The sequence below is a fragment of the Simiduia litorea genome (assembly GCF_042853465.1).
GTDB classification, from domain to species: domain Bacteria; phylum Pseudomonadota; class Gammaproteobacteria; order Pseudomonadales; family Cellvibrionaceae; genus Simiduia; species Simiduia litorea.
In genome coordinates this window covers 1,755,216-1,780,510 of record NZ_AP031497.1, presented here as the reverse complement: position 1 = coordinate 1,780,510, position 25,295 = coordinate 1,755,216, and the positions used below count along the sequence as shown (strand labels likewise).

Below are 25,295 nucleotides of genomic sequence, written 5' to 3'. Positions count from 1 at the left end.
AACTTCTTAATTGGATTATTTACTTAGGATTTCTTATGAAGACAATCAATTCCCAAACACAATTACTGGCCTGTATAGCAATTTCTGCAAGCCTGCTGTTTACCGGCTGTGATGATGACTACAATTCATCGCCAACCTCAGTGCCTGAAACGACAACATTTACCCTAGTTGAAGGTAACGATGGTAATAAAAAAACCTCTGCTTTACTGTCGTTAAACCCCGGAGGCCCCGGCGGCTCACCCAACCAAAGCTTGCGTGCCGGTGATGTTTTGTACGCACCGAACACTGGCCCTAGTATTTTAATCGGCGGGCTGGGTGTGGACCTACTCATTGGTCACAGTGATAACGACATTCTCATAGGCGGCACTGAAGACTTTACCTCCAGTGTAGACGGCGACAATAACGGATCAGACAATCGCGATCGCGCTTTTGGCAATGGCGGTGACGATGTATTCATTTGGTCACCGGGTGATGGTAGTGACTTCTTCGATGGTGGCGAAGGTGTTGATGTGTTGATTTTTGGTGTGCTGGGCGAAAAACAGGATAATGATGGATCTACCGATGGCGCACCATTTTTTAACGTCAGCCCACCTAACACCGAAGGCAGCCAAAATTTTGATGGCATTTTTCTCGATCAAAACAATCAGCCAGTGGTCAATGTCTCAACATCGCCTGGCTTCTGTTCAGTACTTGCCGCCGGTGACCATGTCGCAGAATTTGATCTACTCAACATTGACCACATTATTCGTTTTTCGTTACGCAGCATAGCCGATGCGTTTGATGATGGTTTACGCGAAGATGACGATGGCTTACGCGTTGCTATAAGCGCAAAAAGTGTGGAATTTTTAGTTTGCACCGACCGTGAAACTGGGGTTCAGGTAGTAAACCTAACAACTTTCCCCCCAGTGCCAGCCGATTTGTCTGACATACCAGAACATATTGCGGCAATGATCCAGTAGTATCCTTAGCCTATCGCTGGGTTCAATCGCTTCTATAGGCCTCGTTATCCAAGTCTATTTTAAAAGCAACGACATGTGCTCTTAATATTAGCGGGCTTAGCCTGCATGCAGAAGTGAATGGATAAGTCGATCGTATCATCGAAATTTATTCTGTCGTAACAATTGTAACTGCAGGCCACTCCCTCGGTAGTGGCCCTGCTATTCATAAAATGCTAACTCACTAAAAATCGCTAGCGCAAGGTAGAATAACGCCACTATCTACAGGCGGGTTAACACAACCCAAGTGACGCAAACGATTGAGGTACATACAGCTAACGATAGAGCTCTCTGGGCGAAAACCCCTTGTATTCTATTAGCTGCTATGGGGTGATTTTTTAAATAGCCAAAAACAAATTCGGAGCCGAATATCACAAACAAACTAGCCGCAATCCAATAACCGTCTGGATACTTTGGGTAAAATACCAGAGCCAGCACAAAAAATAGCATGCTCGCTAAAACAATAACATAACCCTGTTTCAACATCGATTATCCTTGATTCATCCTAGTTAAATAGTTAAATGGCTAGCTTGATTTACCTTTTCGCGCATCCCTCACGAGATAAGAGTTACCGGCGCTGCGCTTGAGTTCAAACAAGTCTATCGCCTTGAATAAGCTGCTTAGATTTTTGTAGCCGTAATTTCGGGTATCAAACGAAGTTTTATTGGATATATGTGACCCCACTGGGCCGAGTGCCGACCAGCCACTCTCCTCCTCCGTGGCTGCAATGGCTTGGCGCAGTAAATTAATCAGCTTGGTATCGGATTTAATATTACTGGGTTTGGTGGACACCACGTCATGCTTGGGCTCTTGATCCAAAAACAGAAACTTTGAGCAAGCATTAACGAAAGGCGCTGGCGTTTTACGCTCGCCAAAACCCAGCACCACCTTACCCTCGGCAAGCGCCCGCGTAACCATAGGGGTGAAATCACTATCTGAGGAGACAAAACACATCACCTCGATATTTTTGGTGTACATCACATCCATGGCATCGATAACAAGAGCGATGTCAGAGGCATTTTTACCCTTGGTGAGATCGTATTGCTGAATCGGTTGAATAGCATATTCGTGCAACAGATCTTCCCATGGTTTCAGTGTGGGTGATTTCCAGTTGCCATAAGCCCGCCTAATGGTAACCACACCATACTTAGCGACTTCACTCAGCACATCTTCAAACTTACCCGCGGGTGCATTATCGGCATCAATGAATAAGGCGATTTTTTGTTTTGATTCATCCATCTCTACTAAAACCCTATTGAATGTGGGGTTTGACCGCGTTATTGCGCACTCCGACTAATCCAGTGTTATCTACTATTCCGTTTGAATCAATAACCTATTGCCTCAGCCGGCTCATATCGCGCCCTGGCGGGCTGCCAAACATGCGCGCATACTCACGGTTAAACTGCGACGGACTTTCATAGCCCACTCGATAGGCAGCACTCTCCGCCCCCGCATTATTAGCCACCATAAAATGCCTTGCCTCCATCAGCCGAATCGTCTTCTGAAACTGCAGTGGGCTCATGTTGGTCACCGCTTTAAAATGCGCGTGAAACGATGACACGCTCATGCCGGCGAGTTTGGCCAGATCTTCTACAGCAACCGGTAGGCAAAAATCGCGCCTCAATTTTTCAATAGCAATGGATACTCGCTGCATCGGGCTTCCCTTTAACGCCGCTTGTACAATGGCATTACGATAATCACTGCGTAATAGGCGGTAATAAATCTCTAACAACCGATGTTCCGCAAGCACTGGTACATCGTCGGGCGTCTGTAACAGTGCTACCAGACGATAAATGCTCTCCAACAAGGCGCCATCCACTTTACCAATAAAAAGCCCGCATTCAGATGCCGTGTTAGCCGTTGCTGGGCGCTCCATACGCACAATCAGCTCCGACATTTTCTGAAAATCAATATCTATTTGAATAACGAAATACGGCTTTTCTAAAGACGCCCGAGTGACAGTTCCAACAATAGGCAAGTGAACGGAAGCCACCAGAAATTCCAAGGCGCCGTAGCGATAGATCTCTTTTCCAAGCACCACATCTTTCTCGCCCTGCACAATAATACAGAGGCACGGCTCGTAAACGAGCGGCAGTGTTATATTTTTATGCGTGGTTTTAAAGAAAGATACATTGGGTATCACGGAGGCATTCAAGCCCTCCTGATCGGTAAAGGCGTCAACCAAACCCAGCAATTTCTTTTCTAGCGCTTTATCCATACAACTCACTCATAGATTGACCTTAGCCTGATTTTAATCCAGTCGTCGACGAGCCCCCAGCCAAGATGATCGAAGTTGGAGAATTAGGCAATCATACCGTAGCTTTATGTATGCAGTGAAAAAACCCATCCCGCTATTCTGGCGCTTTAACTAGCAACCATCGATTTCTACTAACCATCTATTTCCAATAGCTATCTTTATAAGGAAAAGCCGCATGACACATGCAACCAATAAAGTAATTCTCATCACCGGCGCAAGTAGCGGCATAGGAGAAGCTGCTGCATACGCACTGGCAGAGGCTGGGCACAGCGTCATTTTAACTGCACGCAGGAAAGACCGCCTCGAAGCACTGGCAAAAAAAATTAGCGAGAATGGCGGCAACGCCAGAGCCTACGCTCTGGATGTTACCCGTCGCGATAATTTCAACGCCGCAGTCGATGCGGTGGTAAAGGATATTGGTCATATTGATGTGCTGATCAATAACGCAGGCTTAATGCCTTTAGCGCCATTGGCGGCCTTAAAAACTAACGAGTGGGAGCGTATGATTGATGTCAACATCAAAGGTGTCCTCAATGGCATAGAGGCCGTACTACCAAGGATGGAAGCGCGAGGCCAAGGCCACATTATTAACACAGCGTCCATCGCGGCCCATCATGTATTCCCAACCGCTGCGGTTTATTGCGCAACGAAATATGCTGTGCTGGCGATTTCCACCGGCCTGAGGCTGGAATCTAAAAATATTCGGGTAACAGTAATTTCACCAGGCGTCGTGGAAAGTGAACTCGCCGACACGACCACCGACAAGGCGGCCAAACAGTGGCTCACCGATTTCCGTCGCCTAGCACTTAAACCTAGTGCCATTGCCAACGCCATGGTTTATGCAATAGCACAACCGGAAGATGTCAACGTGAATGAGATTATTGTACAACCTACAGAGGCAGCGTATTAAGGCTTAGCCGCTAGACCAAGGAATGGATACAACTAGGAAGTGTGACACGGATGTCTACATATTGTTTACAATAGCAAACACTAAGACACACCGAGTTTGCTATTTTATTTTTCTACGAGCCAGAGCACACGCTTTCCGCGCCAAATTCCTCCTTACAATTTGCCGCGCATTAAACGGTAAGCTCATCGCACTAAGACCTGAAAAACACGAAAAGAGCCAAAACATAGTCTGCACGCTTATCACTAACGACCATAATAGTGCCCTGCCCTGCCCTGCCCTGCCCTGCCCTGCCCTGCCCTGCCCTGCCCTGCCCTGCCCTGCCCTGAGTTAATGAAACCTCCTTAGTTTCACCCTCAAAAGTGACTATACACCTAGCATCATCAACGAAAGGCTCGAATACATGTTCCAATCTTTCGACGGCCTCACCCGGCCCGTCATTACACCAACCAATTTTCTTTAACTTGCACATTAACTTAACGTGACAGTCACCCTAGCAGTCGAATACTTAGTTAAACCGCATAAAATCCCTCTGCACGTCGCTGAACTGCCACTGGTAGGTTTGCCTACGATTTTAATTTGGTGTTTCGGTGCATAAAAGCTCAATCAAGAAACCAGCTTTGAATTAGTTTGGCGTTAGCTTGGGTTTATTCATCAAGCTGCGTCGATTTCAGGAATTGGACTTTTACGTGGATGTCCCGTTTATTGCTTCATTCCTAGCCCCATTGATCTATTCGCGTCTTGTAAAAACACCAAGTGATATCTGTGCGAACTTCGAGATTGGGTCGGCAACATCCATATCAACGTTATTGACGATTCGAGCCCTGTAGACCCACAGGTGACGATTGTCGATTGCCGTTACGATAAACCATTGCGATTCTACCCATTCACCGGATTCTGTATCCGAGTCCATAAAACCGAAAGTCACGTTTGTCTTGTGACGAAAATAGACCATACGGATGAAATCATTGTCAAACCCCGATTCATATTCAATCAATACTTCATTTTCTCCAAATTCCAAGGTAGCAGGTAGACTCCCAAAGGGGTCGACGTCCTCGATGCTTGCATACATTTGATGGTGGTAAAGCACCCCGCCCCACGAACCGGTAAAGTTGAGGTTTATAAGGTCCGCTCTGGATGCTGTCTCAAATTGTATTGGCTCAGGAGAATCGTGCACCGTAGCCGCACACCCAGACATTAGCAGCACTAGCGCAAGCATCAGGGAAGCATAACTCCTAAAACAATGATACGCGTTAGCGCGTCTTGCCCAAAGGACGCTACTGCCTTTAGACTTTAGTTGCTTGTTGATAACTCTCATACCCCACCTTTTGAATAACTATGTCTATCATCGGTCCATATGACTGGAGCCCAAAGACCAATGGGGTCATAGTCGAATTAACTTAACAGGGCAGCCATCCTAGCAAAATATAACCAAAATTTTAATCGTAATTCATACTTATTTACCGTGGGTGACACGCCTTTATGGGCGTATAAGCAAATAAAATCGCAACCGATGATCAAGGATGACGAAACGGAGCAAACAGCTCATTGATGCTGATACAACGCCTACTACCATATCGTTTCGCGCTGCGTTCGCCGTAGCTTTCTATGCGGAGTTGATGCATTGGCAAATAACTTCGAGCACAGACGGCAATGGATTGAAGATAAAATCCTCACCCTCAATCAAGGCATCCTCGCCACTGAAGCCGAAGCGCACCAAGACACCAAGGAAGAAAAAGATGGCAAGCTGATCCGCCAGAAACGCCGCTACGGCAAGTACGCACGCTCTTTTGACCTAGGGAGTAACGTGTAGGAATGCGACATTCACGCCAGCTTCGACAACGGCGTACTGAAAGTCAGCGCCCCGAAAAAGCCAGCACCAGATCGCAGCAGTCAACGAATTGCGATCAAGAAATCAGCGTTGGGCCGGGTGTAACGCAGTCCCGGCCCCTTATGTAACAGCGAAAACTCTCTCTTGCTAGGCGTATGAACTTCTGGCTGCCCGCTTTGCAGGCTGGTCACCCCCTGCCTATACGTTTCCGAAAACCGATAACCGACCCTTTTTTTTATGTTTTTACTCTACCAAGGTGGACTTTCCGCCTTCTACACTCCAGAGGCCAGTAGAAGTACTAACATAAATCGGTTTTTCGTGATAAAGACTCAAAAATACGTGGAATTCAGTTGGCACGTTAGAAACTAGGTGCGTAGAGAATGGGATGCTATCTCCCTCAGCGGGGACCAATAAACAAGTCTTTGTAGATGGTGACACATCAACAATATCATTTGTACCTAACCTAAACCGAAACTTTAGGTGACGTCCAAATTGAACACCAGAGTCATTCTCTGGGCTTAGTACTAGATATATATTTTCGGTTTCAAATTTTTCATCTACTACGGATACAGCCTTATACCGCCCTTCACATACAAGATCTTTAGACATTTCAAAAAGATCTTGTTCTCTACTTGTGTAAGGCGAGCTTCCATCGTCCGATAGAACAGCATCGTAAAGTTTTTTTCCTAAGTATTCCGAGTGTGCTACCTGGAACGATGTATCTACATCATTTTTGGCCGACGTAGTTTTACAGCCAGAAATAGCCAAAAGGACAAAAATTATCGATATTATTTCTTTCATGTTGCTTTCTCTGAATGAAGCATAACGTCCCACTTAGCCGAAGCCACATGGAGCCATGTTTGTTGTTTTAGCGTAGCGACAACACAACAAACTGGCGGAGTGTGTGCTGACGGCTACAGTGGATTGTTAAATTCAACCTGCTACCTGTTGACACCACCTATGGTACTGAACAATAGGCGTATACCAGCCATAGTATGCGAGCATAGCTGCAGGGCCAACACCTAGGAAGACCCAGGGACTCAAAATAGCGCTCACAAGCAGGGCCACACCTGACACTAATGCAGCAGGCCTAAACAGCTTACTTTCCACGCCAGAAAGCACAGAAGATACAAGCATGCATACGGAGCCAAGTAGAAAAGTAAGACTTATGGCGGTGATTTCGATACGAAAAAATACCAATAAAAGTATCAGACCAAGAACCCATTGAAATATTTCTGCAAAGCGTAACGACTTTGGCTTTCTTTGATACTTCTCGAGCACCTGTAAAGGCGCTTGAATATTTTTGGCTCGACCGAAATTTGTAAGCCGAAGCTTCATAGAAATTTAACACTGTTATTCAGCGACGAGGTGTCGCGATATAACGCGACACCTCTTCGTACACCCAAAAAATCAAGCAATCGAACCACACTAAAAAACCCTTTACAACAACTACTTAGCGCCCTTGGTAGATTTATGCGCCAAAGAACTCGACGGGCTGTCGCTTTTCTTTTGACGCCCTGCCAAAACCAGAAAGGCCCTTCACCCAGCCACTTCACAAGTCACATGGACCTCGGTGCCGCTTGACGGTATGTGGCGCGAGCGATTCAATGCATGGATAGCATTGATGGAGCGGTGAAGTGGCTGGGTGAAGGGCGACGCGCCGAACTCTGAGCTACGGTTTAGCTTTTCGCTTTTCGCTTTTCGCTTTTCGCTTTTCAAATATTGAGATCAAATAAGAGCTAAAGCCAAGGGTGCAGGGCTAGCGCTCTTCTATAAAGCTTTCATAAAAATACTATTCAAAACTTTATGCACCACTAAAAAATCAACGCCCTAAAACCCACCCAAAACCACATGCTCTACCCCACTGCCGGTATCCACATACATCTCTCCACCGGCAATACTGATACTCCAACGAATAGTGCGATCTAAATCCTGCGCGAGGTCTGCTACGTTTTGCCATTGAAATCTGGCGACTTGGAGTTTGTTTGAGGTGGGCATGTCTTTGCCTTCTATGTTCCACCAGGTGTCGGCGGTTTTGCTGAAGGCGTAGAGGCGCACTTGGGCGGCTTGGTTGACGGCTTTGCGGATGCGGTCGGGTTTGGGTTGGCCTACCTCTACCCACAGGGCGATGGTGCCGTTGTCTTCTTTGGCCCAGATGTCGGGTTCATCTGAGGTGGAAATACCTTTGGTGAAGGTAAGCGCTTCGCTGGCGTTTAAGGCAAAGGCGAGTATGCGCACCACCATGCGCTCGGCAGTTTCCGAGGGGTGTTGCGCTAAGGTTAATTGGTAGTTTTGGTAGTGATGACGATCGCTATCGGCGAGGTCTAAGTTGAGTTTATAAATGGTGGGCTTCAATGCCATGGGATTGGTCCGCAAATTAACAGTGTTGCGAGTGTATCAAAGCGAAGCTGCAAGCTGTTAGCGGCAAGCTAGTTGCTAGGGGGCGGCCATCCGCTTGCTAGTTTCTAGAAACAGATTAACCCGAATTTAGGTTTATTTGAGCAACAAAAAGCTGACGAGGGTAATAGGATAGATATTGCGGGGCGTTGGCGGCATGGATGCCGCCGTCGAGCTACAGGGATGTATTCACGCTTCCCCGAAATATTTTTCCTATTGCCCACATTCGGACTAGCGAACACAACTCAATCATCGTTCTTTGAAAAAGCACGCAGGCGCGGTTGGTTAACGCCGTCCTTTCGGTTTTCCGCCTTTCGGCTTTGGCTTAGGGCGATTCAGGCCGGCGATTTTGTCGAATTTATTGCCGCTGGCTTTTTGCCTTGCACCACCTTGCACGAAGCGCTCGCGGCTTTCGCGCGTGCTTTGCGCGGGTAATAGTGTGTCGATCAAGTGGCCTTTGTTCATCTTGATTAAGGATTCGCGTAAAAAGCCCCAGTTATTTGGATCGTGGTAGCGCAGTAGTGCTTTGTGCAATTTGCGCTGATCGGGATTTTTTGGAATGTAGAGCTTGTCGCTTTTATAACTCAGCTTTTTCAGCGGGTTGCGCTGTGAGTAGTACATGGCCGTGGCCAGCGACATGGGCGAAGGGTAAAAGGTTTGCACCTGGTCCACTTCGAAATTATTTTTCTTTAGCCACAAGGCCAAGTTCAGCATGTCTTCGTCTTCGGTACCCGGGTGCGCGGCAATGAAGTAAGGCACTAGGTATTGAGTTTTACCCGCCTCTTTCGAGTATTTATCGAACAGACGCTTAAACTCGTAATAGCTCTCCATGCTCGGCTTCATCATCATGTTCAGCGGCCGGCCTTCGGTGTGCTCGGGCGCAATTTTTAACATGCCGCCCACATGATGGGTCACTAATTCTTTTACGTACTCTGGGTTGCGCACGGCGAGGTCGTAGCGCAAGCCCGAGGCGATGGAGATGCGGTTTACGCCGGGAATGGCGCGCGCGTTGCGATAGAGCTGCGTGGTGTGCTTGTGATCGGTGCCCAAATTTTTACAAATAGTGGGAAACACGCAAGACAAACGCCGGCAGGCACTGAGCGTGGGTAAATCTTTGCACTCCAGCCGGTACATATTAGCGGTGGGCCCGCCTAGGTCTGAAATGTGGCCGGTAAAACCGGGCACCTTATCGCGAATGTCTTCAATTTCGCGCAGGATAGAGGCTTCTGAACGGCTTTGAATGATGCGGCCTTCGTGTTCGGTAATGGAACAGAAAGTACAACCGCCAAAACAACCTCGCATAATATTGATGGAGGTTTTAATCATTTCGTAAGCGGGAATTTTCGCCTTGCCGTAACTCGGGTGCGGCTTGCGCTGATAAGGCAAATCGAATACGCCATCTAGCTCGTTGGTTTCCAACGGCATTGGCGGCGGGTTCACCCAAATTTCACGGTTGCCGTGTTTTTGAATTAACGGCCGCGCATTAAAGGGGTTGGCTTCTTGGTGCAATACGCGCGATGCATGAGCATAAAGTGCGGGGTCATTGCGCACTTTTTCAAAAGACGGCAAGCGAATATAGGTATCGGGATCTTTATAGCTGCGCCCAGCTAAGGGCATGGGAATAATGCGCACCGGTTGTACGTCGTCATCGGCCTGCATACTCACATTTTGCTGGCAGCTAGGCGCATTATTTTGCGCGCCCAACATACCCTCGCCAGCTTTTTGGCCTACTTGCGTATTGCCATCCGAGCCAGAGCTATCCGTCTGTTGATATTCGTAGGGGTTAGGTAATTTGTCGATATTGCCCGGCCAATCAATGCGCGACGAATCGATTTCCGTCCAACCTTTCGGTGGTGCCTTGCGCACAACCGTGGTGCCGCGAATGCTGCTTAATTCATCAATACTTTTACCGGCCGCTAAACCGTGCGCGATCTCGGCAATGGCGCGCTCGGCGTTGCCATACAACAAAATATCGGCGGTTGCATCGAACAAGACCGAGCGGCGCACTTGATCGCTCCAATAATCGTATTGGGCAATGCGGCGTAAGCTCGCTTCAATACCGCCCAGAATGACTGGTACATCGCTATAGGCTTCTTTACAGCGCTGGGAGTAAACCAACACGCAGCGGTCTGGGCGCTTACCGCCAACACCGCCGGGTGTGTAGGCGTCGTCGTTGCGGACTTTTTTATCGGCGGTGTAGCGGTTAATCATGGAATCCATGTTGCCGCCGCTGACGCCGAAAAATAAATTCGGTTTGCCCAGCACTTTAAACGGATCGGCCGAGGTCCAATCCGGTTGGCAAATTAAACCGACGCGAAAACCTTGAGACTCTAAAAACCGACCGATCACAGCCATGCCGAAACTGGGGTGATCCACGTAGGCATCGCCGCAAACAATAATAATGTCGCAGCTATCCCAACCGAGCGCGTCCATTTCGGCGCGCGACATGGGCAGGTATGGCGCGGGGCCATAACACTCGGCCCAAAAGCGCGGGTAGGAAAATAATTGTGTGGCTTGCGTTGAGTGCGCCATAGTGTTTATTAACGCTTGACGCCAGTGCGCGGTTTATTGGAACGGGGTTTATCGGCGCGAGTGCGGTCTGTGTTCTTCTCTGTTGAACGCGTGCCCGCGCGCGTTGAGGCTTTACCGGCGTGGGATTTTTTAGCGCCGGCACTGGCTTTATAACCACTGCCCTTATTGGCTTCTGAAGTATCAATGGCCGGGCGCGCTTTAAAGCTATCTTTTTTCGCGCGCGGCGCATCTTGCGCTGTGCTGCGCTCATCGTCGTGGCCTTGCCAGCCGGCGCCTTCGGCGCGCGGCTTTTTCAATTGCCGCGCCGTAGGTGTTTTTGCCGCGCCCTGGCGCAACTTGCGCTCGTGGCGTTCGCGCGTGGCTTTGTCTTCGATGTTTTCCGCGCTCGGGCGATGGCCAATGCCGGCAGTGGCGCACAGGTCGCCAATTTCTTTATCGGTTAATTCAACCCACTGGCCCACGCGCACGTGTGACGGAATAAAACAATTACCGTAGCGCACGCGCTTTAAGCGGCTAACACGCACGCCCTGGGATTCCCACAGGCGGCGCACTTCGCGGTTGCGGCCTTCCATAACCACGCAATAAAACCAACGGTTGCGGCCTTCACCAGCGCCGTCGACGATATCGGTAAATTGCGCTACACCGTCGTCTAGTTGCACGCCGTCTTTTAAGCGCTTGCGCATCTCGTCATCTACATCACCCTGGATACGCACGAGGTATTCGCGGTCTATCACTGAGGATGGGTGCATCAAGCGGTTGGCCAACTCACCATCGTTGGTGAACAGCAATAAACCGCTGGTATTAAAATCTAACCGGCCAACTGAAATCCAGCGCTCGCCGCGCAGCGGCGGCAAGTGATCGTATACGGTGCGACGCCCCTCTGGATCTGAGCGAGAGCAAATTTCGCCCTCGGGTTTGTTGTACAACAAGACCCTGCGTTTGACCGCACCGGCACTGAAGGTAATGGCTTTGCCATCGACGCGAATGCTCGCCGCAGCGCCCACTCTGTCGCCCAAGGTGGCGGGTTTGCCATCAACTTCTACGCGACCAGATTCGATCAAGCGCTCCATTTCTCGGCGCGAACCTAGGCCTGCGCGCGCTAACACTTTTTGCAGTTTTTCGTCGCTGGAAAAGCTAGCGCTGTTGGGTGTTTGTGTTTGCTTACTCATACCGCGTTCGGATCTTCGTCATGGGGTTCAGTGGCCGACACGGCAGATTCCGTCTGTTCGTTTTCGGTTGTTTCATCGCGTGTTTCAAATGCCGGCTCGCCGAGTTCCTCGTCTGGTACGTCGTCGGTCATATCGTCATGTTGCTCATCGAGCTCATCAGCCTCTGCGCCTGCGGCAAAGCCTTCTGCTATTGCACTTGGCGCTTGTTGATCGGCGTCAAACATGTCGTCGCTCGCGTGTTCGGCTTCAGCGTTTTCGTCATCAGCTACCGCGTCTTCGCTTTGCACTTCGCCGTCCGCGAGGTCATCGTCGGCTGGGTCATCGAATTCTGCCACCGCCTCTTTGATACCCTCGGCTTCCTCGGTATCTTCGCTGTCGGTGAGATCAAATTCTTTATTTAGTTCTTCGATATCGCGCAGCTCGCTGAGCGATGGCAACTCGTCCAAACTTTTCAGATTGAAGTAATCCAAAAACTGGCGCGTGGTGGCGTACAGTGACGGCCGACCGGGCACATCGCGATGGCCAACCACTTTCACCCACTCGCGCTCAGACAAGGTTTTAATAATGTGCGAGCTCACCGCAACGCCGCGAATTTCTTCGATGTCGCCACGGGTAATCGGCTGCCGGTAAGCAATAAGCGATAGGGTTTCCAACAGCGCGCGGGAATATTTCTGCGGCTTTTCATCCCACAGGCGATTAACCCATTGGGCCGTTTCCGCGCGCACTTGAAAGCGCCAACCAGAACCCACTTCTTTCAATTCAAAACCACGCTCGCCGCAATCGGCTTGAATATCTTCAAGGGCGGCTTTAATTTCATCTTTTGCCGGCGCTTCGTAGTTATCGTGGCCGTCGAACAACTCGGCAATTTTTGCCTCGTTCATGGGCTGGCCTGCGGCCATGAGCACGCCTTCGATTATTTTGCGCAGCAGCACTTTATCAAGCGGCAATTTCACCACCGGGGTGTCGTCATCTGAGCTGTCTGCTTGCGCACCCGACTGCTCATTAGCCACTTGTTCATTGGCTGCTTGCTCGGCGTCGGCATCCACTGCAGCGTCACTCTCTGACAGTGCTTCTGCATCTTCGACGGCCTCGGGCTCAACCACGTCCAACTCTGGATTATCAACCTGTTCTGACATAACTATTGCGTTCTCGCTCTAACGTGGATGGCGGCAAAGTTTTCGTTTTGCACAATTTCCACCAAAGATTCTTTAATTAATTCCAACACGGCCAAGAAAGTGACCACCACCCCTAAGCGCCCCTCTTCCACTTTAAACAAGTGCACGAAGGGCATGAATTGACGATGGGCTAGTCGGTCTAACACTTGCGCCATGCGCTCGCGGGTGGAGAGTTTTTCTTTGTGCACGTGATGGCTTTCAAACATATCGGCACGGCGCAGCACTTCAGACAAGGCTAAGAGCAATTCTTTCAAGTCGACATCGGGCTCGGCGCGGGTGCTACTGCGATCGGGCGCTTGGGCACTGGCATTAAATATATCGCGGCCCACGCGCGGCAAGGCTTCCAAATCTTCGGCGGCCTGCTTAAAGCGCTCGTACTCTTGTAAGCGACGAATTAATTGCGCGCGGGGATCTTCCTCTTCCTCGTCATCGAGCGTGGAGCGCGGCAGTAACATACGCGATTTGATTTCGGCCAGCATAGCCGCCATCACCAAGTACTCGGCCGCCAATTCAAATTGCATGGCGGTCATCATGTCCACATAAGACATGTACTGACGGGTGATTTCGGCGACGTTGATTTCGAGAATATCGAGGTTCTGACGCCGAATGAGGTACAACAACAGATCGAGCGGGCCCTCGAAGGCCTCCAAGATAACTTCCAGTGCATCTGGCGGTATGTAGAGGTCTTTGGGTAAATCGGTATAGGCCTTACCCTGAACAATGGCCCAAGGCATCTCGGTTTGATCTGGGTGAGTACTGGCAGTCGCTTGATCGGCGAGGTCTATGCTCGCGGCATCTTGATCAGCGGGGGCAGATTCTTCTGGCGTGGCGTCAGGCGATGGCTGAGCCGCCTCGACGTCGGCGCCGATAAGCTCGGCGCTTACGGCCTCATCGCTCGTAACCTCAGCAGGTTCAATCTCGGATGGAATGTCAACTTCCTGATTCACTGTGTCATCACTCTCAGCACGGTTTGCTGTCTCAGCAGGCTTGGTGGGTAAAAGGGGCTCATTATGAAGCCGGTTTGGCGCTACTGCAATGAATAATCCTTGCGGCGACCAAGGCTATGACCGCCATTGGCCTCGCCTTGCGCTGGTGGCGATAAGGCGCCAGCTGAGCTGACGCAGGAGCCGCCTTAGGCCGGCTCGAATGGGCTGAAATCGCCAATGCCCTGCCGCACCAACGCGGGTACATCGCCGGTGAGGTCGATCACGGTGGTGACCTCTAGGCCGCAGTAACCGCCATCGATGACTAAATCGAGCTGGTGTTGCAGGCCGTCGCGGATATCGTAGGGGTCGGTCATGGGGTATTCATCACCGGGCATGTGCAGCGTCACACTCATCAGCGGCTCGCCCATTTCTTCCAGCAGCGCCAAGGCAATCGCGTTGTCGGGCACGCGCAAACCGATGGTTTTACGCTTTGGGTGTAGCAAGCGCCTAGGCACTTCCGAGGTGGCTTCGAGAATGAAGGTGTACTGGCCCGGGGTGTAGTTTTTCAGCATTCGATAGACTTGGTTATCGACCTTGGCATAGCTGGACAACTCCGACAGATCCCGACACATCAGCGTGAAATTGTGGTTTTTATCCAGCTGGCGCAGCGCGCGAATGCGATCCAGTGCGTTTTTATCGCCAATATGGCAGCCAATGGCGTAGGCGCTATCGGTTGGGTAGGCGATCACGCCGCCCTTGCGCACGATTTCCGCAGCCTGTTGAATCAGCCGGTGTTGCGGGTTTTCTGGGTGAATCTGAAAAAACTGGGCCACTTGGCCTCCTCGTCGACGATGTTTTTATTGTCTCGCTAAGTATAACGAAAACGACTTATTTAACAGTGCCTTAGCTCAACAAAGCTGCAATCGCTGGCAACTCCCACACCGGTTTGACCGCGTCCGGCAGCTGGCCTGTACAGCCCAGCTCCTGCCAGGGCTGGTCGGGCATGTGGAAATCACTGCCCTGGGAGGCGAATAGCTCAAACTGGTTAATCAAGCGGGCCAAGTCCTGCGTCGCCTTGGCGTCTTGGTAGCCACTAATAAGCTCCACTGCCTCACCGCCTGCGGCTCTAAAATCAGCCATCAATTCACACAGCTTGGTGCGCGTGAGATCGTATTTCAGCGGATGGGCCAATACCGCAACGCCGCCCGCCGCTACAATCAACGCCACAGCCTCGGCGAGCTCGGGAAAATGCTGTTTCACATCGCCCGGCTTACCGCTACCCAAATAGCGCTTAAAGGCCATATTCATGGAGGTTACCTTGCCCATGGCTACTAACGCACGGGCAAAATGTGGCCGGCCAATGCTGCCCGCACCGGCTTCTTCGCGCGCCTTAGCGAGTATGCCCTGCTCGTCCGATAATCCGGCTTTCGCCAGCGCTCGGGCTATGGCGATTGCCCGCAGCTCGCGCGTTTCTGCCATCTGCGCCACGGCGTGACGCAAACTCGGCGCCTCAGTATCCACGGCCAACCCAACCACGTGTATACCGCGGCCGCGCCATTGACTTGACACCTCTATGCCAGCGATTAAAGTGACGCCCAATGATGCGGCCGCACGGCGTGCGGCGGGAATCGCTTCCAGAGTATCGTGATCGGTTAACGCCAGCACATCGACACCCTTGAGGCTTGCCCTAGACAATAGCGCTTCAGCGCTTAGAATACCGTCAGACGCCAGCGTATGGGTGTGTAAGTCGAATAAGCGAGTAATATTAGCCCCCTCGGGATTGAACCAAACCGCGAATGGGTTCAGCCTAGTGCCCATTTTGCCATTGAGAAGCGTATGACCCAAGCACAAAACGATGTAGAGCCCCAATCACCCCATGGGACAGACGCAAAACCCAAGCGCGAAAGTATGTTGGTCAACCTGCTTTTCAACATTGTTATCCCAACCCTGATCCTGACCAAATTAAGTAACGACGAGTGGCTTGGCACAAAATTGGGCCTGATCATCGCGCTCGCCTTTCCGATTATTTACGGCGTTAAAGATTTTTATCAACGCGGCAAATTTAACTTTTTCTCCGCCCTCGGCGTGGTCAGCGTGTTGCTCACTGGCGGTATTAGTTTGCTTGAACTCGACCCTAAATATATCGCCATTAAAGAGGCTGCCATTCCTGGCATTTTAGGCTTGGCGACACTGCTTTCGTTAAAAACCAAATTTCCCTTAGTGCGCACCTTTCTCTACAACGATCAAATTATTAAAGTCGATGTGGTCAATCACGCGCTCGATGAATTTGGCAACCACACGGCCTTCGAAACGGTGTTACGAAATGCCACCTACCTTCTGGCCTGCTCTTTTGCCTTGAGTTCAGTGCTGAATTATGTGCTTGCAAAATGGATTGTGGTGAGCGCCCCAGGCACGGCCGCCTTCAACGAGGAACTCGGCAAGATGACGGCATTGAGCTACCCGGTTATTGCCCTGCCCGCCATGGCGATCATGATATTCACGCTGTTTTATCTGTTCAGTAATATTAAAAAACTGACGCACTTGAACCTTGAAGACATTATGCACGACGCCTAAATCCGGCCGTCAGCTGCAACAACATTACCGGGCCACCCTAAGGACGCACAATGCTCTACGCGATTATCAGTGAAGATGTACCCAACTCCACACCACTGCGCCAAACCGCGCGCCCGGCCCATATCGAGCGCTTGGTGGCGCTGAAAAATGATGGCCGCTTGGTGCTAGCCGGCCCCTGCCCGGCCATTGATGCCGAAGATCCAGGCGCGGCTGGTTTTTCCGGCAGTTTAATTGTGGCGGAATTTGCCAGCCTTGCGAGCGCCCAACAATGGGCCGATACTGACCCCTATATTGCCGCCGGCGTTTATGCCAGCGTTAAGGTAAAACCGTTTAAAAAAGTTTTACCTTAAGCGTGACCTAATTCCCACGCGAAGGCGAATGAGACTTTTAAACTAACCCACTTTAATCGATCGGATAATAACGTGAAAAAAATTCTAACTGGGTGTTGCTTACTACTAACCACACAATTGCTCAGCGTTTCTAGCCTCGCGCAGGAAACCCGTTACATTTCAGACGAGCTGTTTGTGCCCTTGCGCAGCGGCCAGGGCAATCAATACCGCATTGTGCACAAAGGCTTGCGCTCCGGCACGGCGGTAAAGTTCGTCGAACTCAGTGAAGACGGCGAATGGACGTTGGTAGAGCTGCGCAACGGCGACCAAGGCTGGATTAGAAACCAATATATTAAAGCCGAACCCACCGCCTCGGTGCTACTGGAGTCGACCCAAGCAGAACTGGACAAACTCAAAACCAACTACGCCAACCTGCAAAAAGACTACCGCGAATTAAGCGGCGACAAGAGCAGCGCGATTAACAATATCTCTAGCCTGACCGAGCAACGCGACGCCTTGCAGCAGGAACTCGCCACTATCAAACAGGTATCGGCCAGCGCCATTGATTTAAATCAGCGCCATCAAACGCTGCTGGAAAAACATCAAATGCTACAAACCGAAGTGGACATTATCAAAGCCGACAACCAGCGTTTGAAAAAAGATAAAACCTACAACCAGTGGATCTACGGCGCCAGCATTTTAGGTGTGGGCATGATTTTCACCTTAATTGTGCAAGGTTTAAGCGGCCGTAAGCGCAAGTCCGAGTGGGCCAATTAGCGTCACATAAGACCCAACAGTTCCAAACCACGCAGGTCAATTTTCAACCCGATGCTGTTTACCCTGGACCGACTATGAACATGAAAAAACTACTGCTCGCGTTTGCACTACTAAGCCTTAGCCTGTCAGCCTTGGCCGCCAACCCGAAAGTTCAGCTAGACACCGATTTAGGCGTGATTGTGCTCGAAGTGTTTACCGATAAAGCGCCGCTAACCGCCGCAAACTTTCTCACCTATGTGGACGAGGGGTTTTACAACGGCACCATTTTTCACCGCGTGATTCCGGGCTTCGTGGTGCAAGGCGGCGGCATGACCTTTGATTTCGTATCGAAAGCCACGCGCGAGCCGATAGTGAATGAATCGAACAACGGTTTACTCAACAACTACGGCACCCTGTCTATGGCCCGCACTTCGCACCCAGATTCTGCCACCTCGCAGTTTTTTATCAACGTCAGCGTGCGCGGCAACCCGCACCTAGACCCACAAAAGAGTAAACCTGGCTATGCCGTGTTTGCCAAGGTAATAAAAGGTATTGATGTGGTCGACGCCATTACGCGCCAGCCGCGCGGTCAATTTCGCGCCTACCCCGAAGCGCCAAACAACCCCATACGTATCATCAAAGCCAGCCGCCTGTAACGGCGTCTCTTTGCCTCGATAAACGAGTGAGTAACCGTGAAAACTGCACTGAGTATTAATTTAAATAAAATTGCCCTGATCCGAAATTCGCGCGAGGGTAACTTCCCCGATGTATGCGCGCACGCGCAAGCGTGTATTGATCACGGCGCCGACGGCATTACCGTGCACCCGAGGCCCGATCAGCGCCACATCCGCGCCAGCGATGTGCCCGCGCTAGCCGAACTGGTGGCCGGCGTTAAACACGTGGAGTTCAACGTTGAAGGCAACCCCCTCGCACCAGCCATAGGAAGCTACCCTGGGTTTATGGATCTGGTGGCAGTCACCAAACCAGACCAATGCACCCTAGTGCCCGACAGCGACGCGCAGCTGACCTCCGATCACGGTTTCGATTTGATCCAAAGTGGCGCCACATTAGCGCCCATCATCGCCCAGCTGAAAGACCAAGGCATGCGCGTTAGCTTGTTTATGGACCCAGATATCCGCCAAATTGAGCTGGCGGCAAAGCTCGGAGCCGACCGCATTGAGCTCTATACCGGCCCCTATGCCGAGGCCTACAAACACCAACCGACCCAATTAGCCAGCTTGCTGGCCCAGTTTGGCGCAGCCGCCCAAGCCGCGACTGACCTTGGCCTAGGTGTAAACGCGGGGCACGATCTGAACCTGAACAACTTAGCCGCCTTCCGCCAGGCGGTGCCAGCGCTACTAGAGGTTTCCATCGGGCACGCCTTCGTGGTTGACTGTATTGCCCTGGGTTTACCGGCGGCCATGGCTGCCTATGTTAAAGCCTGTGCTTGAGCGCCCGCGATAACAGGCAGGCCACGGGCGAAAACCAGCCCTAGCCACGGCTTAGGCTTCGAGCTCGTCAAGCCATGCCGTCAGCGCGATAAGGACGCTGATAGTTTTGCTACAGCCTGCTAGTCTTTAGGTAACAATTTTCGACGAGGAGCCCCCCATGCAATCGATATTGGTACAAGACTATATGAACCGCCAGCCGTTACTGGTGAGCGATCAAGACAATATTCGCGCCGTTGTGTCTAAGCTCATTGGCCACAACGTGATAGGTGCACCGGTTGTGAGTGCCAGCGGCGCCTTGGTTGGCTTTGTGTCTGAACAGGACTGCATTAAGGAGATGCTCAACGACGCCTTTTATTGTGAAGAACCGGGCAGCGTCACCAAAGTGATGCACAAAGAGGTTTTAACCGTCACGCCTACCACTAGCATCGTCGAAATGGCGCAAACCATGCTGGACAACAAACCAAAGAACTATCCCGTGCTTGATAATGGTAAAATTGTCGGGCTCTTTAGCCGTCAGCACGTGCTACGCGCCCTACTAGACAATGACGACGACTGCTACCTTCGCAAGTCAAGCTAGTCGCCATCGCGAGAACACTAGGCGCACTCGGTGCGCCTTTTTATTTTATTGCTATTGATAGTCGTGCTATCGATAGTTCAAGACTCACTGACATAAACCGCGCAGCCATCATGACGCACATTCCTACACTCGCCATTTACGGCGCCGGTAAAGTTGGCAAAACCCTTGCTCGCCTATGGGCAGACAAGCAGCTGGCCAGTCTTGCCGATGTGGTTTGCCAAAGCCTGCACAGTGCCCAAAACGCGGTGGCGTTTATCGGCGCCGGCTGCGCGCGCAGCGCCAGCGCAACACTTCAAAAAGCCGATATCTGGTTGATCACCTGCCCCGACGCTATGATTGCGCAGGCGGCAAAAAAAATCGCCGCCGATGACGCACTAACACCACAGGGTATATTGCTTCACTGCTCAGGCAACAGTAGCAGCGACCTAATACGCGCCTATGGCACCGCGGCCAGCGTTCACCCGGTGCACTCATTTGCCGAGCCCGAGCTGTCGCTAAACCAATTTAGCGGCAGTTATTGCGCCGCCGAAGGTGATGACACCGCGCTCGCTGTTGCTAAACACTTATTCACCGCCTTAGGTGCTCAATGGTTGGCGATTAACGCTGCGGAAAAGCCTTGCTATCACGCCGCCACTGTCAGCGCCAGCAACCACCTAGTGACGCTATTAGACCAAGCCATACGGCTAGCGCAAACAGCGGGCTTGAGTGAAACCCAGAGCCGCGCACTGCTAAAACCCCTGGCGCAACAGGCGCTTAACAATCTATTCAGCGACGGCGCTACAGCAAGCCTAACCGGCCCCATAAGCCGCGGCGATACCGACACGGTGGCGAGCCATTTAACGGCACTGGAGCATATTAGCGATGGCAGCGAAGATCGAGATCTGTATCATGCGCTAGCCCGCTCCACCCTCAAAATTGCAGAGACACAAGCGCAACCGATGACGCGACTCAGCGAATTGAAAACATTGTTGAATACTAAGACCAAGCGCTAATAACAACATCAAACTGGCCCAAAGCCCTCATAAAATTGACATAGCCCATGACCAATAAACAAGACTCCGACGCCTACAAACAAAAACGTAAGTTTTTTGACAAGCTACTCACCATTTATGGCCGCAAGCCGGTGCAAGAAGCGCTGCAACAGCCAGGCATTGAAATACATCGCCTGCATTTGGCCGATAGCAACAAACCTGCCGCGGTATTAGACGAGATTATTTGCATCGCCGAGCGTCAAGGCGCCGAAATTTGTTACCACAGCAAGCAAGCACTTTCGCGTATTTCAAAAAATGCCAAACAAGACCAAGGTATTGCCGTCGATTTAATTTTGCACGGCTATCAACAGGCCGATGCATTTCTACAAAATTTGCCGCGCCAATTTGAGCTCATCGCCTTGGATGGCATTACCAACCCACAAAACCTAGGCATGATTATTCGCTCTGTAGCGGCCAGCGGCATTGCCGGTTTATTACTGCCCACTAAAGGTGGAGCGCAAATTGATCCACTGGTGATAAAAGCCAGCGCCGGCGCTCTGTTTCGCTGCCCCATCATTCGCTGCGACAATTTGCACGACACGCTGAGCCAACTTAAGGCCAAAGGTGCGCAGATCTGCGCACTGTCTTCGCACGCTACCACCAGCGTGAAAGATTTTAACCCGCAGGGTGCGGCCATTTATGTGATGGGCAATGAAACCCATGGGGTTTCAGATGACATAGCTAAGTTGTGTAATCAACACTTAAAAATTCCAATGAGCAACGGTGTTGAATCATTAAACGTGGCGGTAACCGCGAGCTTGCTCGCCTTTAGATCACAGATTTGAGGGTTAGTAAAAAATTAGGCAGCTCAATGCTAGTTAACTGCCTAATTGCCAAACTTTAATCGCTCACTATTCAACCCGATAGAGCGCGCAAATTTTATTGCCCGAGGGATCGCGCAAATAGGCTAGATATAGTTTGCCGCCCGCGCCTTCACGCACGCCCGGCGCCGCCTCGCAAGCGCTGCCCCCATTGGCTATGCCGGCGGCGTGCCAAGCATCGGCTTGAGCTGGATCTTTAGCGGCAAAACCAATCGTGCTGCCATTGCCGTTACAGGCCGGTTCGCCATTAATAGGTTTAGTAATGGCAAACACGCCAGTCTTGGTAAAGTAAAAACACCGCCCCTTGTCATCGATCACGCCGGGCTTGTAACCCATAGCACCTAATATCGCATCGTAAAACTTTTTCGACGCCTGAACATCGTTGGCGCCCAACATTACGTGACTGAACATTTCTATTACCTCTCATTGTGTTTACGGGTTAACTGACGTTATTGAGCTATTTTTAAGCTACTTTGGAACTTTTTTAAAACTACTTTGAAACTGTTTTTACATTTGGATTTTCGCCGTCCACCCTACCGGAGCGAACGACGTTAAAGGCTAATATTTGCACCTTTAACGCCTTAAAGTATTCACTCGTTTTCGCCGAGCCAGCGTAGAGGCATCGATCGAACAGCAAACTTAAACGCTGTAACTGGCTGGCTTTCGCGGGATATTGTTCGGCCAAGCGAACAAAATAAGCACCCAAGGGTTCACCTGTTTTTCTAGCGTCGGTTTCCGGCAAGCGCTTTTCAAATAATCTCAGCAAGCGCAATACCGGTGGCAAAGGCGCCGGACGCCCCTGCCACATCATCCACAGGCCGAGCAGCACTAAAGGTAAAGCCGCCGCGCTCAGAAAAATGAGTCCCACTCGCCACGAGTCCATACCGGCAAACCATTTATTTAACGCAGCGCGCTGGTTTTCTTGATCAAAACCAACCACGCGGCTCTGCCAATAGTAATTCAGCTCATCCCATTGCAGCCGCGCGCTATTAAGCCATTGCAGATGACTATAACGCATCAACGATAGTGGCTCGCCGAGTAGCGTTAAATCATCGGCCATGGCTTCTCGCAAGCCACCTTCAATGCGCTGAGGCGCAACAGCGCCAGTGGGATCGACACGCAACCATTGACCATCAACCCAAACCTCAGCCCAGGCGTGGGCATCCATTTCATGGATTAACAAGTAATCGCCATCGGCCGCCAGCTCGCCGCCTTGATAACCCGTCACCACCCGAGCCGGTATGCCGGCGGCGCGCGCAAAGACCACAAAGCTACTGGCAAAATGTTCACAAAAACCGCGCTGGGTTTGAAATAAAAAATCATCCACGCTATCGCGCCCCAGTGCTGGTGGCCGCAAGGTGTAGACAAAACCTTTTTGAATCCACGCCTCAAAACGCGCAATGATAGCCAGCGGCGCCCGCTCTTCAAAGGCCCACTGTTTTGCCAACTCGAGTGTGCGTGGATTAAAGCCCTCTGGTAGCGACAGATAATGCTTGCGCATAAACGGGTGCAGCTCAGTGACCTCAGGTTGCAGCACCGACTCAACCTTAAACGCCTGCCGCTCTTGAATCGGCGCCAAGGTTTCAACGGTTTGATCAATGGTCACCAACCAGCGCTGGCGACTCTGGATATTAAGGGGCGCGCCCAAGGTGAAAAGCCAATGGCGATTCGTGGGCTCCATCAGAATTTGGTAGCTCAACAGTGCATCAGCTGGCGTACTGGCATCTACTGTCGCCCGCCAAGGAGACGGCACATCGTGTTTTAAGTCTCTACCCCGCCCACCCGGATTAAAATCATAAGAGCGCTGTTTCCAGGCGCGGCCGTCGAATTGGCTCAAGACCAAGCCACGCCAATATCGTTGCGCCGGCGGTGGCGTTGTGCCGTCAAACGCAACCCTAAACGCGAGCCGAGCCGATTTGGTTAAATTGACCACGTCACCGGGCGCCATGGTTTCACTGATACCGGTTTTGGCCGCATGTTTTTGCGACGGCATCGACCAAAGGGGGGCAATTCTTGGCGTCATCAAAAACAGCACCAACATGATAGGCAGCGCTTGCGCCAGCATCAGCGCAGATTTTTGCAATGCCAACTTAATTTGCAGCTGAGCTTCGCTAAACAACAATTGCTGCGCACCCAAAAGACACCAGAAACACAAACCTGCATATAAGGTATCGAGAATTAACTGCGAGAACAGGAGCTGCGCACTGGCGGTAAAAAAGCCCAAAAAAACCACCAGCAATGCATCTCGCCGGGATTTCATTTCCAGCAGTTTGAGCAACATACCAACGATTAACAAACCCGTGGTGGGTTCAACGCCCCGCCAACTACCATAACCTTGCCAAACACCGAATGCGCACACCAACACCAACATCAGTTTGATTAACTTGCCGGGCATAGACCACACACCTTGGTGTATCTTCCAGCGCCAATAAAAGACCACGCACCCGGCCGCCACAACCCAGATTGGCAAATGCACCAAGTGTGGCGCCACCGCCAATAGCAGCGAGAACAGCAGCCAAAGCAGACTATTGCGGGGGATTTGATCAACTAACATAAGTCGTCCTGGCCAAATACCGCCAATGCATACAGGCACCGGTTGCGATGGTCATCGCCCTGCCCCATGTCGATGGTCACGCCGGGTAGTTTAAGTGAAAAAGGTAGACCTTTGCGGTGTAAAAAAATGACCCAATAACACAAGCGGCTGAGACGGTTTTCCACGTCCATACCAGCAAAAAACGCCCAATCAAGTGCTTGCGCCTGACCTTGAGGGTCGGCAAATTCCTTTAACATTAAGCCTTGCCCGCGGGCATAGTGCTTCCACGAAATGCGGCGCAGGGAATGGCCGGGCTGATAGCTTTCCAAACCAATAAAATCATCGGAGCCAGAGGTTTGAAAGTGTGCATCTAATTCGCCTTCGGCGCTTTGCCAAGGCGCGCGATCGGTTGCAATCGGCACTGGGTAAACCAATACCTTGGCAGCCAAATCCAACCAAGTCCAACAGCGAAGAATGCCCAAGGGGAAGACACTTTGTACCCGCAATCGCCCCGGCCTATGCCAACCGCGTTTAAGGCAGGCCGACCACAAGCTCACTTCCGCTTCAACCTGACTCAAGGTCAAGTGATTAAGCGACTCGTTTTGCCAATTCAGCTCTAGCGCAACGCCTTTGTTCAAGCCCGGCTTTTGGCGCACGCGCACCCGAAAATCTGCATTCTCTCCGGCAAATACCGGCTGTACATCGCCGAGGCTTAACACTAAGCCCGCCATGTTGTTATAGGTGTGCAAAATACCGAGGACAAACACGCTGAGCAGGAGAAACATGAAGCCAAGTATCAGGGTATTTTCATAATTGGTACCCATCACCCAGAGCAAGGCCAATAAAAGCAGGAAAGCTAAACCGCTCAAGCTTGGAAAGATAAAAAGATTGCGTTGACCTAATTGAATTTGGCGCGCGGGCAAGATGCGACGCTTTATCCACGCGTGAAAGCGGGTGCGCCAAAACTGTGAAATACGGTCTGTGTTAATCAAAGGGCTGGCCAACAAGCAAAAGCTAACCCTAAATCAAGCCGC

24 protein-coding genes and 2 pseudogenes are annotated in these 25,295 nt (G+C 51.1%); 12 read left to right on the top strand and 14 right to left on the bottom strand.

All coding sequences use genetic code 11. From position 1 onward, the window contains the following. Window positions 1–35: 35 nt before the first annotated feature. Window positions 36–959 (top strand): hypothetical protein, encoded by a 924-nt coding sequence (locus tag ACGHTT_RS07800; protein ID WP_390594563.1) that lies wholly within the window; start codon window positions 36–38, stop codon window positions 957–959. 561 nt (window positions 960–1,520) lie between these two features. Here ACGHTT_RS07800 and ACGHTT_RS07795 read toward each other — a convergent pair. Both ACGHTT_RS07795 and ACGHTT_RS07790 read right to left on the bottom strand, forming a co-directional pair. After that, a complete protein-coding gene (locus ACGHTT_RS07795) occupies window positions 1,521–2,234 on the bottom strand; it encodes an NYN domain-containing protein (RefSeq protein WP_390594562.1) in 714 nt (237 codons plus the stop codon). A gap of 94 nt (window positions 2,235–2,328) precedes the next feature. Further along, entirely contained in the window at window positions 2,329–3,213 is an 885-nt protein-coding gene (locus ACGHTT_RS07790) for an AraC family transcriptional regulator N-terminal domain-containing protein (protein ID WP_390594561.1), read from the bottom strand. 214 nt (window positions 3,214–3,427) lie between these two features. Between ACGHTT_RS07790 and ACGHTT_RS07785 the strand changes: the two genes are divergently transcribed. Further along, complete coding sequence (locus tag ACGHTT_RS07785) at window positions 3,428–4,162, top strand: SDR family oxidoreductase (protein ID WP_390594560.1); 735 nt, start codon at window positions 3,428–3,430, stop codon at window positions 4,160–4,162. Between the two features lie 727 nt (window positions 4,163–4,889). Here ACGHTT_RS07785 and ACGHTT_RS07780 read toward each other — a convergent pair. Further along, window positions 4,890–5,477 (bottom strand): hypothetical protein, encoded by a 588-nt coding sequence (locus tag ACGHTT_RS07780; protein ID WP_390594559.1) that lies wholly within the window; start codon window positions 5,475–5,477, stop codon window positions 4,890–4,892. Window positions 5,478–5,735: 258 nt separating this feature from the next. Here ACGHTT_RS07780 and ACGHTT_RS07775 point away from each other — a divergent pair. Both ACGHTT_RS07775 and ACGHTT_RS07770 read left to right on the top strand, forming a co-directional pair. After that, a pseudogene (locus ACGHTT_RS07775) lies at window positions 5,736–5,831 on the top strand (nitrogen fixation protein NifB); the annotation flags it as partial. A gap of 150 nt (window positions 5,832–5,981) precedes the next feature. Continuing rightward, window positions 5,982–6,095: an Hsp20 family protein gene (locus ACGHTT_RS07770; protein WP_390594999.1), complete on the top strand. Its 114-nt coding sequence runs from the start codon at window positions 5,982–5,984 to the stop codon at window positions 6,093–6,095. Window positions 6,096–6,233: 138 nt separating this feature from the next. Here the strand turns inward: ACGHTT_RS07770 and ACGHTT_RS07765 are convergent, their stop codons facing one another. From ACGHTT_RS07765 to ACGHTT_RS07730, 8 genes and pseudogenes are all read right to left on the bottom strand, one after another. Next, the gene (locus ACGHTT_RS07765; protein WP_390594558.1) at window positions 6,234–6,791 is read right to left on the bottom strand and encodes a hypothetical protein; all 558 of its coding nucleotides are present in this window, start codon (window positions 6,789–6,791) and stop codon (window positions 6,234–6,236) included. A 1,029-nt stretch (window positions 6,792–7,820) separates the two neighbouring features. Next, complete coding sequence (locus ACGHTT_RS07760; RefSeq protein ID WP_390594557.1) at window positions 7,821–8,351, bottom strand: YaeQ family protein; 531 nt, start codon at window positions 8,349–8,351, stop codon at window positions 7,821–7,823. Between the two features lie 321 nt (window positions 8,352–8,672). Continuing rightward, complete coding sequence (locus ACGHTT_RS07755; protein ID WP_390594556.1) at window positions 8,673–10,919, bottom strand: YgiQ family radical SAM protein; 2,247 nt, start codon at window positions 10,917–10,919, stop codon at window positions 8,673–8,675. Between the two features lie 296 nt (window positions 10,920–11,215). Next, window positions 11,216–12,088 (bottom strand): annotated as a pseudogene (gene rluB, locus ACGHTT_RS07750) (23S rRNA pseudouridine(2605) synthase RluB); the annotation flags it as partial. Further along, window positions 12,085–13,224, bottom strand: a complete 1,140-nt coding sequence (gene scpB, locus ACGHTT_RS07745) for an SMC-Scp complex subunit ScpB (protein ID WP_390594555.1) — start codon at window positions 13,222–13,224, stop codon at window positions 12,085–12,087. The pseudogene rluB and the gene scpB, both read right to left, overlap by 4 nt. A 2-nt stretch (window positions 13,225–13,226) precedes the next feature. Next, entirely contained in the window at window positions 13,227–14,048 is an 822-nt protein-coding gene (locus ACGHTT_RS07740; protein ID WP_390594997.1) for a segregation and condensation protein A, read from the bottom strand. 347 nt (window positions 14,049–14,395) lie between these two features. Further along, entirely contained in the window at window positions 14,396–15,022 is a 627-nt protein-coding gene (locus ACGHTT_RS07735; RefSeq protein WP_390594554.1) for an L-threonylcarbamoyladenylate synthase, read from the bottom strand. 70 nt (window positions 15,023–15,092) lie between these two features. After that, the gene (locus ACGHTT_RS07730; RefSeq protein ID WP_390594553.1) at window positions 15,093–16,034 is read right to left on the bottom strand and encodes a PHP domain-containing protein; all 942 of its coding nucleotides are present in this window, start codon (window positions 16,032–16,034) and stop codon (window positions 15,093–15,095) included. Here ACGHTT_RS07730 and ACGHTT_RS07725 point away from each other — a divergent pair. The 8 genes from ACGHTT_RS07725 (at window position 16,026) to ACGHTT_RS07690 (ending at window position 21,692) form a co-directional block, all read left to right on the top strand. After that, window positions 16,026–16,763, top strand: coding sequence for a VC0807 family protein (locus ACGHTT_RS07725; RefSeq protein ID WP_390594551.1), 738 nt, complete (start codon window positions 16,026–16,028; stop codon window positions 16,761–16,763). The two genes, ACGHTT_RS07730 and ACGHTT_RS07725, sit on opposite strands and share 9 nt — an antisense overlap. Before the next feature lie 50 nt (window positions 16,764–16,813). Further along, window positions 16,814–17,113, top strand: a complete 300-nt coding sequence (locus ACGHTT_RS07720) for a YciI family protein (protein ID WP_390594550.1) — start codon at window positions 16,814–16,816, stop codon at window positions 17,111–17,113. Between the two features lie 72 nt (window positions 17,114–17,185). Then, window positions 17,186–17,869, top strand: coding sequence for a TIGR04211 family SH3 domain-containing protein (locus ACGHTT_RS07715; protein WP_390594549.1), 684 nt, complete (start codon window positions 17,186–17,188; stop codon window positions 17,867–17,869). 74 nt (window positions 17,870–17,943) lie between these two features. Beyond that, window positions 17,944–18,504, top strand: coding sequence for a peptidylprolyl isomerase (locus tag ACGHTT_RS07710; RefSeq protein WP_390594548.1), 561 nt, complete (start codon window positions 17,944–17,946; stop codon window positions 18,502–18,504). A gap of 36 nt (window positions 18,505–18,540) precedes the next feature. Continuing rightward, window positions 18,541–19,299, top strand: coding sequence for a pyridoxine 5'-phosphate synthase (locus tag ACGHTT_RS07705; RefSeq protein WP_390594547.1), 759 nt, complete (start codon window positions 18,541–18,543; stop codon window positions 19,297–19,299). Between the two features lie 157 nt (window positions 19,300–19,456). Further along, complete coding sequence (locus tag ACGHTT_RS07700; protein ID WP_390594545.1) at window positions 19,457–19,876, top strand: CBS domain-containing protein; 420 nt, start codon at window positions 19,457–19,459, stop codon at window positions 19,874–19,876. Window positions 19,877–19,986: 110 nt separating this feature from the next. Beyond that, the gene (locus ACGHTT_RS07695) at window positions 19,987–20,868 is read left to right on the top strand and encodes a Rossmann-like and DUF2520 domain-containing protein (protein WP_390594544.1); all 882 of its coding nucleotides are present in this window, start codon (window positions 19,987–19,989) and stop codon (window positions 20,866–20,868) included. Window positions 20,869–20,915: 47 nt separating this feature from the next. After that, the gene (locus tag ACGHTT_RS07690) at window positions 20,916–21,692 is read left to right on the top strand and encodes a TrmH family RNA methyltransferase (RefSeq protein WP_390594543.1); all 777 of its coding nucleotides are present in this window, start codon (window positions 20,916–20,918) and stop codon (window positions 21,690–21,692) included. Window positions 21,693–21,758: 66 nt separating this feature from the next. On the opposite strand, the gene ACGHTT_RS07685 is transcribed toward ACGHTT_RS07690, so the two are convergent. From ACGHTT_RS07685 to ACGHTT_RS07675, 3 genes are all read right to left on the bottom strand, one after another. Then, on the bottom strand, window positions 21,759–22,139 hold the full coding sequence (locus tag ACGHTT_RS07685; protein WP_390594542.1) for a VOC family protein: 381 nt from the start codon (window positions 22,137–22,139) through the stop codon (window positions 21,759–21,761). A gap of 79 nt (window positions 22,140–22,218) precedes the next feature. Beyond that, entirely contained in the window at window positions 22,219–24,282 is a 2,064-nt protein-coding gene (locus tag ACGHTT_RS07680; protein ID WP_390594541.1) for a transglutaminaseTgpA domain-containing protein, read from the bottom strand. Next, entirely contained in the window at window positions 24,276–25,253 is a 978-nt protein-coding gene (locus ACGHTT_RS07675) for a DUF58 domain-containing protein (protein WP_390594540.1), read from the bottom strand. Before ACGHTT_RS07675 ends, ACGHTT_RS07680 begins: the two co-directional genes overlap by 7 nt. Window positions 25,254–25,295 lie beyond the last annotated feature (42 nt).

Excerpts from the sequence above, each read along its gene's own strand:
- ACGHTT_RS07800 (WP_390594563.1), top strand. The coding sequence starts at position 36 with ATGAAGACAATCAATTCCCAAACACAATTACTGGCCTGTATAGCAATT.
- ACGHTT_RS07795 (WP_390594562.1), bottom strand. The coding sequence starts at position 2,234 with ATGGATGAATCAAAACAAAAAATCGCCTTATTCATTGATGCCGATAAT.
- ACGHTT_RS07790 (WP_390594561.1), bottom strand. The coding sequence starts at position 3,213 with ATGGATAAAGCGCTAGAAAAGAAATTGCTGGGTTTGGTTGACGCCTTT.
- ACGHTT_RS07785 (WP_390594560.1), top strand. The coding sequence starts at position 3,428 with ATGACACATGCAACCAATAAAGTAATTCTCATCACCGGCGCAAGTAGC.
- ACGHTT_RS07780 (WP_390594559.1), bottom strand. The coding sequence starts at position 5,477 with ATGAGAGTTATCAACAAGCAACTAAAGTCTAAAGGCAGTAGCGTCCTT.
- ACGHTT_RS07765 (WP_390594558.1), bottom strand. The coding sequence starts at position 6,791 with ATGAAAGAAATAATATCGATAATTTTTGTCCTTTTGGCTATTTCTGGC.
- ACGHTT_RS07760 (WP_390594557.1), bottom strand. The coding sequence starts at position 8,351 with ATGGCATTGAAGCCCACCATTTATAAACTCAACTTAGACCTCGCCGAT.
- ACGHTT_RS07755 (WP_390594556.1), bottom strand. The coding sequence starts at position 10,919 with ATGGCGCACTCAACGCAAGCCACACAATTATTTTCCTACCCGCGCTTT.
- scpB (WP_390594555.1), bottom strand. The coding sequence starts at position 13,224 with ATGTCAGAACAGGTTGATAATCCAGAGTTGGACGTGGTTGAGCCCGAG.
- ACGHTT_RS07725 (WP_390594551.1), top strand. The coding sequence starts at position 16,026 with ATGACCCAAGCACAAAACGATGTAGAGCCCCAATCACCCCATGGGACA.
- ACGHTT_RS07720 (WP_390594550.1), top strand. The coding sequence starts at position 16,814 with ATGCTCTACGCGATTATCAGTGAAGATGTACCCAACTCCACACCACTG.
- ACGHTT_RS07710 (WP_390594548.1), top strand. The coding sequence starts at position 17,944 with ATGAACATGAAAAAACTACTGCTCGCGTTTGCACTACTAAGCCTTAGC.
- ACGHTT_RS07700 (WP_390594545.1), top strand. The coding sequence starts at position 19,457 with ATGCAATCGATATTGGTACAAGACTATATGAACCGCCAGCCGTTACTG.
- ACGHTT_RS07695 (WP_390594544.1), top strand. The coding sequence starts at position 19,987 with ATGACGCACATTCCTACACTCGCCATTTACGGCGCCGGTAAAGTTGGC.
- ACGHTT_RS07690 (WP_390594543.1), top strand. The coding sequence starts at position 20,916 with ATGACCAATAAACAAGACTCCGACGCCTACAAACAAAAACGTAAGTTT.
- ACGHTT_RS07685 (WP_390594542.1), bottom strand. The coding sequence starts at position 22,139 with ATGTTCAGTCACGTAATGTTGGGCGCCAACGATGTTCAGGCGTCGAAA.
- ACGHTT_RS07680 (WP_390594541.1), bottom strand. The coding sequence starts at position 24,282 with ATGTTAGTTGATCAAATCCCCCGCAATAGTCTGCTTTGGCTGCTGTTC.